The organism is Pseudomonas cyclaminis (assembly GCF_015163715.1).
Lineage (GTDB): Bacteria > Pseudomonadota > Gammaproteobacteria > Pseudomonadales > Pseudomonadaceae > Aquipseudomonas > Aquipseudomonas cyclaminis.
Map to the genome: position 1 here is coordinate 17,571 of NZ_JADDUM010000197.1, position 10,799 is coordinate 28,369.

Annotated in this window: 13 protein-coding genes; 8 read left to right on the forward strand and 5 right to left on the reverse strand. The window is 59.7% G+C overall.

What is annotated here, in order from left to right; all coding sequences use genetic code 11:
* The first annotated feature begins 44 nt into the window (after positions 1–44).
* Positions 45–749: a YoaK family protein gene (locus IQK56_RS22900; protein WP_122307180.1), complete on the forward strand. Its 705-nt coding sequence runs from the start codon at positions 45–47 to the stop codon at positions 747–749.
* Between the two features lie 144 nt (positions 750–893).
* On the opposite strand, the gene IQK56_RS22905 is transcribed toward IQK56_RS22900, so the two are convergent.
* From IQK56_RS22905 to IQK56_RS22925, 5 genes are all read right to left on the reverse strand, one after another.
* Positions 894–1,247 carry a hypothetical protein gene (locus IQK56_RS22905; RefSeq protein WP_150760035.1) on the reverse strand — a complete coding sequence of 118 codons (354 nt, stop codon included), beginning with the start codon at positions 1,245–1,247 and terminating at the stop codon, positions 894–896.
* Between the two features lie 170 nt (positions 1,248–1,417).
* Positions 1,418–1,729: an AzlD domain-containing protein gene (locus IQK56_RS22910; RefSeq protein ID WP_032885717.1), complete on the reverse strand. Its 312-nt coding sequence runs from the start codon at positions 1,727–1,729 to the stop codon at positions 1,418–1,420.
* A complete protein-coding gene (locus tag IQK56_RS22915; RefSeq protein WP_193863132.1) occupies positions 1,726–2,421 on the reverse strand; it encodes an AzlC family ABC transporter permease in 696 nt (231 codons plus the stop codon). The genes IQK56_RS22910 and IQK56_RS22915 overlap by 4 nt, the downstream gene beginning before the upstream one ends.
* Positions 2,422–2,529: 108 nt before the next feature.
* Positions 2,530–4,932 (reverse strand): dermonecrotic toxin domain-containing protein, encoded by a 2,403-nt coding sequence (locus IQK56_RS22920; RefSeq protein ID WP_193863120.1) that lies wholly within the window; start codon positions 4,930–4,932, stop codon positions 2,530–2,532.
* 104 nt (positions 4,933–5,036) lie between these two features.
* Positions 5,037–5,252 carry a hypothetical protein gene (locus IQK56_RS22925; RefSeq protein WP_122307183.1) on the reverse strand — a complete coding sequence of 72 codons (216 nt, stop codon included), beginning with the start codon at positions 5,250–5,252 and terminating at the stop codon, positions 5,037–5,039.
* Positions 5,253–5,427: 175 nt separating this feature from the next.
* Here IQK56_RS22925 and IQK56_RS22930 point away from each other — a divergent pair, with 175 nt between their 5' ends.
* The 7 genes from IQK56_RS22930 to IQK56_RS22960 all read left to right on the forward strand — a co-directional run.
* Positions 5,428–5,784, forward strand: coding sequence for a metalloregulator ArsR/SmtB family transcription factor (locus tag IQK56_RS22930; protein ID WP_122307184.1), 357 nt, complete (start codon positions 5,428–5,430; stop codon positions 5,782–5,784).
* Between the two features lie 19 nt (positions 5,785–5,803).
* Positions 5,804–7,087 (forward strand): arsenic transporter, encoded by a 1,284-nt coding sequence (locus tag IQK56_RS22935; RefSeq protein WP_122307185.1) that lies wholly within the window; start codon positions 5,804–5,806, stop codon positions 7,085–7,087.
* A gap of 13 nt (positions 7,088–7,100) precedes the next feature.
* Positions 7,101–7,571: an arsenate reductase ArsC gene (locus IQK56_RS22940; protein WP_122307186.1), complete on the forward strand. Its 471-nt coding sequence runs from the start codon at positions 7,101–7,103 to the stop codon at positions 7,569–7,571.
* Between the two features lie 96 nt (positions 7,572–7,667).
* Positions 7,668–8,459, forward strand: a complete 792-nt coding sequence (locus tag IQK56_RS22945; RefSeq protein ID WP_193863118.1) for an AraC family transcriptional regulator — start codon at positions 7,668–7,670, stop codon at positions 8,457–8,459.
* 73 nt (positions 8,460–8,532) lie between these two features.
* On the forward strand, positions 8,533–9,144 hold the full coding sequence (locus IQK56_RS22950; RefSeq protein ID WP_193863116.1) for a LysE family transporter: 612 nt from the start codon (positions 8,533–8,535) through the stop codon (positions 9,142–9,144).
* Between the two features lie 317 nt (positions 9,145–9,461).
* Positions 9,462–9,755 (forward strand): hypothetical protein, encoded by a 294-nt coding sequence (locus tag IQK56_RS22955; RefSeq protein WP_122307188.1) that lies wholly within the window; start codon positions 9,462–9,464, stop codon positions 9,753–9,755.
* Positions 9,756–9,989: 234 nt separating this feature from the next.
* Positions 9,990–10,799 (forward strand): P-type ATPase actuator domain-containing protein (locus IQK56_RS22960; RefSeq protein WP_246500269.1); only part of this gene is annotated, 810 nt, incomplete at its 3' end.

Genomic DNA, 10,799 nt, shown 5'->3' on the forward strand with positions numbered 1-10,799 from the left:
TCCTACCGTAGTGGCCGGATAATCTCACCGAGGAACCCGGCCCTATGCTGCCTTCGTCCCGCAAGCCTTACGTCAATGCTGCACTCGCCCATCGACAGCGTTGGCGCGGCCGAGTCGGCTTGATGCTGGTGGCCAGTCTTTCGGTGCTGGCCGGTATGACCGATGCCATCGGCTTTATGGCCAGCGGCGATTTTGTTTCGTTCATGAGCGGCAACACCACGCGCCTGGCAGTAGCGATCAGCGCAGGCGATCTGGGGCTGACGGGGCGCTTGCTGTTGCTGGTCGCTACTTTCGTGGTCGGCAACGCATTGGGCGTGGTGGTCAGTCGGTTTGGCCGGCGGCATACGCTGCCTTTGCTGTTGTGTATTGCCGCTTTGTTATGCGCAGGTGCGCTGTGGCCATCCGACGATACCTTGCCCGCGCTGCTGGCGGCGATCATCGCAATGGGCATGCTCAATGCGGCCGTCGAAGAGGTCAACGGCTTGCCCGTGGGCCTTACCTATGTCACCGGCGCGCTGTCACGCTTTGGTCGTGGCCTGGGCCGCTGGATGCTGGGGGAAAGGCGTAACGGCTGGCGGGTGCAGTTGATCCCGTGGGGCGGCATGTTTGTGGGTGCGGTCATTGGCGCGTTGCTTGAGCAGCACATGGGCCTGAAGGCGTTGCTGGTCAGCAGTGGGTTGGCTGGAGTGTTGGGGCTGGTGTCGCTGAAGATCCCACGTCGCTGGCACTTGGGGTTTATGCCGCGATAAGGGCAAAAGATGCTCGCCCGACGGTTTGGCCTCGACGTCCGTGTACTGGTAAAGAGCCATCAAGCCGGGCGAGCGGTGTGAATAATAAGCGAATGTCCGGCGGCTGTCCCGCCGGGCGTTTCCTAAAAAGACTAAGGCAACGGATTACAGACAAGTCGCCAGCGCGGCCAAACGCCGTTTGGCGGGCATCGCGTCTTCGGCGGCGTAATACTTGACGGACGATCCTGCACCGGCACTTTGCACGTCGGCGAAGTAATCCCCGCCCCTGGTATAGACGGTGAAACCACCGGCCCCATTCGGCTCCTTGAAGCCACTGGCATCGACGCCGTACACGCTTTCATCCTGCCAGCCGAATTGAATACACTCGGCAACCACCACCGTGGCCTTGTCCGATGCCAAGGTCTTGTAGGGCGCTCCCGAGCGCGCTTCGTTCATCTTCGAACCTGCGCAGCCGGCCAGTGCTGCCACGACCAATGCGCCTATAACCACCTTGTGCATGCCATCGCCTCCATGAAAAAAACGCGACTGTAGCATTGCCACGCAACTGACTGGCGCCTGGATGAATTTTGTTTCACGGTGACGCAGGCGAACGCCACCTATAGTGGCCTTGCTCATTTTTGAAGTCTCCCTTGCGCCCGCCCTCCCGCGGGCTTTTTTTCGTCTGCGCGTCAGAGCCACCAACGGAACAGGTAAAACAGCGCCATGCTCAGCAGCACCGTGAGCAGCACATTGCGTGTCCAGAACATCAACGCGACCGCACTGATACCCGCCAGCAAATACGGGTTGGCCGGGCTCAGGTTGAGCTGGTGGTCGGCAAGAAAAATAATCGGCCCGCAAATCGCTGTCAGCATCCCCGGCACCGCAAACCCGAGAAACTCCCGCGCGCCACGGTTGAGGCGCACCGGCAGGCGAGGTTCGATAAACAAGTAGCGGTTGAGAAACACCACCAGGCCCATGGCGACAATCATCAGGTAAATCATTGCCGCCCTACTCCCAGTCGCTTGCAGATAAAGCCTGCGCTCATGCCCAACACGCCGGACACCACCACGGCCGACTCCCAGTGCAGAAAGCTCAGCCACACTGAACACAGCAATGACACCGCTACGCAGACGACTGTCGGCACGTCCCGCACCACGGGGGTGATCAAGGCAATGAAAGTCGCGGCAATGGAAAACTCCAGGCCGAGTTGATCGAGACCGGGAATGCTCTTGCCCAGCACGATGCCGGCCAGGGTGAACAGGTTCCAGATGATATAAAACGTCAGCCCGACGCCCAAGGCATACCAGCGATTGAAGGTCTGGCGGTCATAGTGGCTGACCAAGGCGAAGAACTCGTCGGTGAGCAGGAACCCCAGGCTCATGCGCCAGCGGCTATCAAGTGCCGACAACGTTGGACGCATATGCATGCCGTACAGCAAATGCTGGGACGTCAGCAGCAACGTGGTCAGCACGATGGAAATCAGGCTGGCACCGCTCTTGACCATGCCAATGGCCACCAGTTGTGCGGCACCGGCAAACACAATGGCGGAGAGGCCTTGGGCCTGCAGCGGGGTAAATTGTGCGTCGATGGCCATGGAACCGGCCAACAACCCCCAGGGTGCACAGGCCAGGGACAAGGGAATCACTGCAATTGCGCCGCGGGAAAACGCGTGAACAGGCAAGGCATTGGGCATCTGAAACAGGCTCGTCGGCAGGGGGTCGCCAAGCATGCCTGCCGGTATCAAGATTGTCTTGAACGATATTGCGCACATCCGCTGTGCGCGGAACTGCCCGTTGGGGGGCTATAGCGTCGGCATTGAAGGCTGCATCACATCAGGTTTCGGATTCTCGGCCCGATCCGGAAAGTGCATGGGTTTGTATGAAAAGTCCTTGTAGGGATCTTCAGTGCGCTCATTGGTGGCGCTCGGCTCTGGCTCTGGCTTGATCTTTGTCACCCTGTGCCTGCGGCTCGCAGGAAGTACCCCCTCAAACTGAGTCAGCTTGTTTTTGCCCCGTGCGGGATCGAAAAGCGCTGCCAATTCATCCAGGTTGAACTCGACGTTAACTTTGCTTCCGTAGGCCTTGACCGGTACACCCACGTCGCGCTGGAACTGTGCTGCAAACGACTCTTCTCCACCCGTACCCGAGTTGCACATCAGTAAACGGATATTGGCGTATTCGTCAGTCGGCACATTGTTGTCCCAGAGCATCTGCAGCAGATCGTCAGAGCCCAGCCGCTCCTCGCCTAGCACCAGATCCGCCGTGCCGCTGTCGCCGAGGGCGCCATGGGCAACGATATTGAGGCGTTCTGCGCCGTTATACGTATCGACAAAGGTGAAGATCAGGTCGTTGATTTTTTTAAGGTCTCGGACTTCATCCGCCGGCTTACTGCGTTTGATGTCCTCAGTTCCTTCGGTTTGCGCCTCGTCCAGTCGCGTGCGCTTGACACCGCCATTGGGACGCTCATCACCCGCCAACTCGATCACTTGGTGGTCTGGCACCTGCTCGCCCGAGAAGGCGATCTCCTTGAATTCCACCGGCGGCGAAGCGGTGGACGGAACACTCACCAATGCACGCTCGCCTTCCAGCCCCGCGACTACGCCGGGTAATTTTGCGGCGCCGTGGACCAACGTAGGCGCAGCATTGAGCAGTCCAAACACGATGCGATCAGTACCCGTTGATTTGCCGTGGGCCGCATCATCAATGCCAACGGCCATTTCAGCCACCCCAGCCGCCAAGTAGGTAGCGTCCATGGCCAAGGCGACTTCCGGCATCACCATGGCCAGTGGCGTCAACATCAACGCTGCAGCGCCGGCTGCTTCGACCACGCTGACAATTCGTTTTTTGGTGACGTCTCGATCGGTCACGATGTCGTGGTCGGCGTCGGCATAAGCCCGGTTTTTCTGGCGCTCACTCATGACTTGGAACGGATCACCGTCTACCGGATGCGTGGTGATGTAAGTCTGTGGATCCCACGCATTGAGTGAGGTAAATCCCCATGCATTCGGCCGTTGGGCTTGCGTCCAGCCGCCCAGCCCGGTCAGTGACTGTTTGACTCCGTCGGAAAAGGTCTTGTCATCCTGATCATTCTTTTTGAAGTGGGTAGCCAGGACTGCGCGTTTGCCAGGGTCGGCGGCCTGGTCGGCCAGCCATGTCTTCATCTGGCTGACGCTGTCAAATCGATGAATCGGCGAGGAATTGCCAGGAATGTACAGCAGCGTGTGATGAATTCTTTTGCCCTTGGCATTCATCCGGGGCTGTTTGTCGGTCACGTAGATCAAATCGGTGGATTGAGCGCCACTGATGGACAGCAGGCCAGTTTCCACGTTCGGATCTTTGACGTAAGGCGCCTTCACGCCGGCGACGGTCATGTCTTCCAGCCGCGTATGACTGCCCAGCCCCGCTGCACGCATGGCAAGCGTCACTTCGTAGTTACTCAGGCTGCCTTCTTGCTGCTGGATTTGCGCCGATGCACCAAAAGACAACTTGCTCAGTTGCGTGTACGTCTCTTGATGGGCTGGCCAGAACGTATCCAGATAGGATTTATAAGGCGCACTCAGTTCGGTCCGCCATACCAGGTCCCTGAATGCCTGGGGTGTGAAGGGCAACCTGTCAGCAGCCGGAGGCGTGTTGCCGGTATCGGCATGCGCCGACTTCAAGACGTACTCGTGAGCGTCCTGGGAACGCAAAAAATCTTCCAGCTCAGCGCTTGCATCAACCAAGGGCGAGGTGTATCGCCCTATGTTGATTAGCGTAGTGAGTTCGTCATGCCTGGGCGCCCGCTCATCCTGCGTGTTCATGCTGCGCACATTGCGCAGCGCCGCCTCTGTCAGCGTCATGCTATTGAGCATTCTGCCGTCATGAGGCTTGGGACGATCAAGGTTGTAGTTGAAGGTGGCAATGCGGGCTGTATCGGGTTCGACATCCAGTTGCCATTCGCGCTTGATCGCTGCCGCCAGAATGCTCGAGGTCTTTTGCGCAGGCGTCAGCATCGAAGGCGCGGTCTCTTTGATATAGCGCTCAACCTCAAGACTGGTTGTCGGTGGCCGGACCGTTAAAGTTTTTTTGGCAGCAGGGTGCGAAACAGAATGCACGAGCGGATGGATAAGGCGCTCACCGGACGATTGCGTCACCGCAGGCGATAGACCAGCCTGTTGCGCGGTCAGTGTGGATGGCAGATGGGAAAACGCGATGGGAGGTAGCATGTGAATACCTATCGGGTTCAGGAGTGTCCTTATCCGATTGGTGCTGCCACTGGTACTGGTTCCTATGAGTTGTTAACCGAATATGGACGACTGCAACGGCCCCATCACGCCAGTTTGACCGACACCCATTCGACCGAATCGCGCGCCTCACGCAGCTCGTAAGCATCCTGATTAAGCCGGTGAATGGAATTGAGCAGGCGCTGGCGCAGCACTTCATCGCCGAGTTTCTCGACGGCGCGCATCAGGTCGAACGCCGCGGTTTCGTTATTTTCCGCAACGGAATCCAAGGTCTTGCGCAGGTTACGAGTGGCACGGGTCACGCGGGGTCTTCCTTCTTCAGCAATGGGCGGGGACTTTAGGACATTGTTGTTTCATTTTAATTTCAATCACTTGTGGTTGATTCGCGGGCATTTGATCCAAATCAATTGAAACAAGATTTGACCGAAACATATGGAAATACGTATATTCGAATAACCATATATAAGAGCCTTGACCATGTCGGACCTCTTCTCCCCTCCCACTCTGTTCAAATGCCTGGCCGATGCCACCCGCGCCCGTATGACCCTCTTGATTCTGCGCGAGGGCGAACTTTGCGTGTGCGAACTGATCCATGCCTTGGACGACAGCCAGCCAAAAATCTCCCGTCACCTGGCGCAATTGCGCAGTTGCGGGCTATTGCTGGATCGTCGCCAAGGGCAATGGATCTACTACCGCATCCACCCGGAGTTGCCCGATTGGGTCACCCAGGTGCTGGAAACCACCCTGCAAGCCAACCAGCCATGGTTGCACACCGACGCACAGCGTCTGGATGCAATGGGCGACCGACCACAACGGGCCAGCACCTGCTGCTGAGCCATCGGAGCGTTACTTCATGCTTGTCGCAATTGGCATTTTTATCGTCACCATCATCCTGGTCATCTGGCAGCCCAAAGGCCTCGGCGTCGGCTGGAGCGCAACCCTCGGCGCGATCCTGGCCCTGGCCTGCGGCGCGGTCAGCCTGGGCGATATCCCGGTGGTGTGGCACATCATCTGGAACGCCACCGGTACGTTTGTCGCGCTGATCATCATCAGCCTGCTGTTGGATGAAGCCGGGTTCTTTGCCTGGACCGCCCTGCATGTGGCGCGCTGGGGCCGCGGGCGTGGCCGGCGGTTGTTTGCCTATATGGTGCTGCTCGGTGCGCTGGTGTCAGCGCTGTTTGCCAACGACGGCGCGGCGCTGATCCTTACGCCGATTGTCATGTCGATGCTGCTGGCCCTGCGTTTTTCACCGGCGGCCACCCTGGCGTTTGTCATGGGCGCGGGGTTTATCGCCGATACGGCAAGCCTGCCGCTGGTGGTGTCGAACCTGGTGAATATCGTGTCGGCGGACTACTTCAAGATCGGCTTCAACGAATATGCGGCAGTGATGGTGCCGGTCAACCTCGTCAGCGTCGCGGCCACCCTCGCAATATTGCTGTGGTTCTTCCGCCGCGACATCCCGCACACCTACGACCCCGCTGACCTTGCAGACCCCGCCAGCGCCATCCATGACCGCGCCACCTTCCGTGCCGGCTGGTGGGTGCTGGGTATCCTGTTGATCGGCTGCTTTGCACTGGAACCGCTGGGCATTCCGATCAGCGCGATTTCTGCGGTGTGCGCCGTGCTCCTGCTGGTGATCGCCGCCAAGGGCCACAAGATCTCCACGCGCAAAGTGCTGAAGGAAGCCCCGTGGCAGATCGTGATCTTCTCCCTGGGCATGTATCTGGTGGTCTACGGCTTGCGTAACGCCGGCCTCACCACCTACCTGGCGACGTGGCTCGATACCTTTGCCACTTACGGTGTCTGGGGCGCGGCCATGGGCACTGGAGTACTGACAGCCTTGCTGTCTTCGGCGATGAACAACCTGCCGACGGTCTTGATCGGCGCGCTGTCCATCGAGTCCAGCCATGCCGTGGGCGTGGTCAAGGACGCGATGATCTACGCCAACGTGATCGGCAGCGACCTGGGCCCGAAAATCACCCCCATCGGCAGCCTGGCCACCCTGCTATGGCTGCATATCCTTGCACGCAAAGGCATCACCATCACCTGGGGCTACTATTTCAAGGTCGGGATTGTGCTGACCTTGCCGGTGCTGCTGATCACCCTCGCCGCCCTCGCGTTGCGCCTGAGTATCTGACGGAGAGACTGCAATGAAAGTCCTGTTCATGTGTACCGCCAACAGCTGCCGCAGCATCTTGTCCGAAGCGGTGTTCAACCACCTGGCACCGCACGGTTTCGAGGCCATCAGCTCAGGCAGTTTTCCCAAGGGCCAGGTGCTGCCGCGCAGCCTGAGCACGCTGCAGGCGGCGGGCATCAGCACCGAAGGGCTGTACAGCAAGGGCAACGACGCCTTTGAAGGCAGCCCACCGGATCTGGTTATCACCGTCTGCGACAAGGCCGCCGGCGAAGCCTGCCCGGTGTATTTCGGGCCGGCGTTGAAGGCGCACTGGGGGTTGGCGGACCCGTCGGATGTCCACGGAGATGAAGCTTGCGTGGACGCCGCGTTCAAGGCCACGCTCACGACCATCGAACGGCGCTGCCAGGCGTTTTTTGCCCTGCCGTTTGCGTGTCTCGACCCGGCCCAGCTAAAGGTCGAGTTATCCCGTATCGCCGCGTTGTAGCAGGAGAGCGCAGTGGCTCACCCGGGTCAATCAACAGTCGATCTGACCCGTGCTGCCAGCGTATGCTCCTGCCCACTTCCTGACTGAGCTTGCGCAATGAGCACGATGCAACACGCCTGGCTGGGCCACTACGAAGTCAGCAGCACCGTCTGCACCGGCCTGACCTTCGCCCGCCACAGCCATGACGAATGCGTGATTGGCGTGAACCTGCTGGGTGAGGAAAAAGTCTGGCTGGACCGCCGAGAATTCGACGCCGGGCCGGGCAGCATTACCCTGTACAACCCTGGGCAGATTCAAGGCGGTGGTGCGGCGGATGGCGCGCCGTGGGAGTTCGTCAGCCTGTACGTCACAGCGGATCAATTGGCAGCGGACCTGGGCTTGGCGCACCTGGAGTTTGATCGCTCGTTATGTGTTCAACCACTGCTCGCGCAACGCCTGGCAGCGGCGGTGAAAGGCGCGTTGTGCGCTGATGCGCTGGTCCGTGACCTGAATGAAGACGCCCTGGTGGTGCTGCTCGGTGAGGTGGTTGCCATGAGCGGCGTACGCTTGCCCGGCAGTACGGCGACGGGTAAAGCCATGGTCCTGCGTGCCCAGGAGTTGCTGGCCGAGCACCTGCATCAATCGCTGCCCTTGGACCATCTGGGGGACGAGTTGGGGCTGTCCAAATTCCACCTGCTACGAGCCTTTCAAAAGGAGACCGGACTCAGCCCTCGCCAATGGGCCATGCAGCTGCGCACCCGCCGTGCGAAGGGGTTGTTGCGTAGCGGTGCCGCCGCGTCCGACGTCGCCCAGGACCTGGGGTTTGCCGACCAGAGCCACCTCAATCGGCATTTTCGCGCGGCGTACGGCATGACCCCGGGTCGTTACCAGAGCGCAGTGAAACGCTGAGCAGCGCAATCTGGTTCAAGACAACCTTCGCCCCGCCCCTCACACTTCCCCCCTCATTTGAAGGATCGCGGGCATGCTGACAATCTTTTTCTACGCGCTGGTGTTCGGTTTTGTGTTTTGCCTGTCCCCTGGCGCCGTGTTGGCGGAGACCTTGCGACGAGGCTTGCTGCACGGCTTTACACCTGCGCTGATGGTGCAGATCGGCTCGCTGGTCGGTGATGCCGTCTGGGCCGTGATCGGCCTGGCCGGCATTGCCCTGCTTATCCAGCATGACGCCGTGCGTGTGCCGCTGACCGTTGTCTGCGCGCTGTACCTGGCATGGCTCGGCATACGCAGCCTGATCGATGCGTGGCAGTTGCCAGAAGCCGGCAGCGCACCGGCCAGCTCCGGACAGAATGCCTTGGCGGTGGGCGCGGCGATTTCCTTGGCTAACCCGAAAAACATTGTTTACTGGGGCGCGCTGGGCAGTGCGTTGTCCGGCATCGTCGGCGCCACGCCCAGCCATGGACAAACCCTGATGTTTTTCGCCGGTTTCATGCTGGCATCGGTATTGTCCTGCTTTCTGATCGCAGCGCTGGTGAACCTGTTGCGCAAGAATGCTTCGCCCCTGTGGCAACGTATCAGTCATGGCACCTGCGGGTTGGTATTGATCTATCTGGCGATTCTCGCCGCGCAAGGTATATGAAGTTATATATCGCGTAACTTCCAGCGCCTCTTGCCTGAATACACTCTGAACACTGAGTCATTTGATTAATCATGCGTTGACATTTTGTAAGCGTATGAGTAGATTGCCCCTGCCCGCAACTGGGGCCTTTTTTAAACCTCACAAAAGAAGCCAATGGACACAGTATCTAGTCGCTGTCCGAGCACCGCGTTTGCGGGCGTCGGGCGCCAAACCCAGAATATGACAGGACTCGCCTCCCCGGTCCGGTAAGCTGCGCTAGAGCTTGATGCTCCACCGTAACTGCCTCACCGGATGCCAGTCCGGTCCCGAGGTGTGTTATGACCTTCCAACTCCTTGTTTTGCCTGATGTACGCACGCTGGCCGCAGCCCTGCGCGCCAAGCTGTGCCGGGCGCCCGCAGGCTTTACCCCGGCCCGCCCGACCTTTGTTGCACCCTCCTCCCAAGTGTATCCAGCCCGCCCGCTGGCGCACTGGCGTATCTGCCCGCAAAGCGGCCAATTGGTGCAGCAGTGGGAACACGCCGACCCTCAAGACCCGCAGAGACCGAAGGTTTCCAGCCTGGAGCAAGCCAGCTTGATGCTCGGCCTGTACGTGAGCGCTCGCGCCGCCTGACCTGGCTGGAAACAGCAACTTTCTTATTAACACCCTGGAGTTCTTTATGAACATATCCAGTCGTAGCCCGCTGCGCGTTAGTTAACTAACACGCTGTTGGCGGGCGCTGTAGAAGTGATGTGAATACTTTATTTAAACCGATCGCCAAGTTGGCGGCCCGGCATGCTGTTGCTCGCCTGTAATTCGGTAAGTAGCGGTATGTTTTGTCGTGAGCTGGCGACAGGAGTACAAACAATGAGCGCCGTAAAAAACACGCCACTGCACAAGAAAAAAGGCACCGACGAAGGCACCAAACTGTCGATGCGTGCCGCCCGCGAAGCCCACAACGGCCTGCAAGCCACCCTCGCCAACGTCCGTGCCACCCAGGATGGCCTGACCGAACTGGACGCCTCTGCCCGCCTGCAACGGGAAGGCTATAACGAGGTCGCCCACGACAAGCCGCCCCACGCACTCATCCAGTTCCTGCACGCACTGAACAACCCGTTCATCTACGTGCTGCTGACCCTGGGCGCCATCAGCTTCTTTACCGATTGCTGGCTGCCGATGCAGGCAGGTGAAGACGCTGACCCGACCAAAGTCATCATCATCATGACCATGGTCCTGCTCAGCAGCCTGTTGCGCTTCTGGCAGGAGCACCGCTCGGCCAAATCCGCCGAGGCCTTGAAAGCCATGGTACGCACCACCGCTACCGTGCTGCGCCGTGAGCAGGTGGGCAGCCAACCGACCCTGCGCGAAGTGCCGATGCGCGACCTAGTGGCCGGCGATATCGTGCAGCTCTCGGCCGGTGACATGATCCCCGCCGACATCCGCCTGATCGAATCCCGCGATCTGTTTATCAGCCAGGCCGTGCTCACCGGCGAAGCCTTGCCGGTGGAAAAATACGACACCCTGGGCGACGTCACGCAAAAATCCGCCGGCCCGGTGAGCGCCGACCCCGGCAACCTGCTGGACCTGCCAAATATTTGTTTCATGGGCACCAACGTGGTCAGCGGCCGGGCCAAGGCCGTGGTGGTGGCCACCGGAGCGCGTACGTACTTCGGTTCC

Excerpts from the sequence above, each read along its gene's own strand:
- IQK56_RS22930 (WP_122307184.1), top strand. The coding sequence starts at position 5,428 with ATGTCGGACCTCTTCTCCCCTCCCACTCTGTTCAAATGCCTGGCCGAT.
- IQK56_RS22935 (WP_122307185.1), top strand. The coding sequence starts at position 5,804 with ATGCTTGTCGCAATTGGCATTTTTATCGTCACCATCATCCTGGTCATC.
- IQK56_RS22945 (WP_193863118.1), top strand. The coding sequence starts at position 7,668 with ATGAGCACGATGCAACACGCCTGGCTGGGCCACTACGAAGTCAGCAGC.
- IQK56_RS22940 (WP_122307186.1), top strand. The coding sequence starts at position 7,101 with ATGAAAGTCCTGTTCATGTGTACCGCCAACAGCTGCCGCAGCATCTTG.
- IQK56_RS22905 (WP_150760035.1), bottom strand. The coding sequence starts at position 1,247 with ATGCACAAGGTGGTTATAGGCGCATTGGTCGTGGCAGCACTGGCCGGC.
- IQK56_RS22900 (WP_122307180.1), top strand. The coding sequence starts at position 45 with ATGCTGCCTTCGTCCCGCAAGCCTTACGTCAATGCTGCACTCGCCCAT.
- IQK56_RS22950 (WP_193863116.1), top strand. The coding sequence starts at position 8,533 with ATGCTGACAATCTTTTTCTACGCGCTGGTGTTCGGTTTTGTGTTTTGC.
- IQK56_RS22910 (WP_032885717.1), bottom strand. The coding sequence starts at position 1,729 with ATGATTTACCTGATGATTGTCGCCATGGGCCTGGTGGTGTTTCTCAAC.
- IQK56_RS22920 (WP_193863120.1), bottom strand. The coding sequence starts at position 4,932 with ATGCTACCTCCCATCGCGTTTTCCCATCTGCCATCCACACTGACCGCG.
- IQK56_RS22915 (WP_193863132.1), bottom strand. The coding sequence starts at position 2,421 with ATGCCCAATGCCTTGCCTGTTCACGCGTTTTCCCGCGGCGCAATTGCA.
- IQK56_RS22955 (WP_122307188.1), top strand. The coding sequence starts at position 9,462 with ATGACCTTCCAACTCCTTGTTTTGCCTGATGTACGCACGCTGGCCGCA.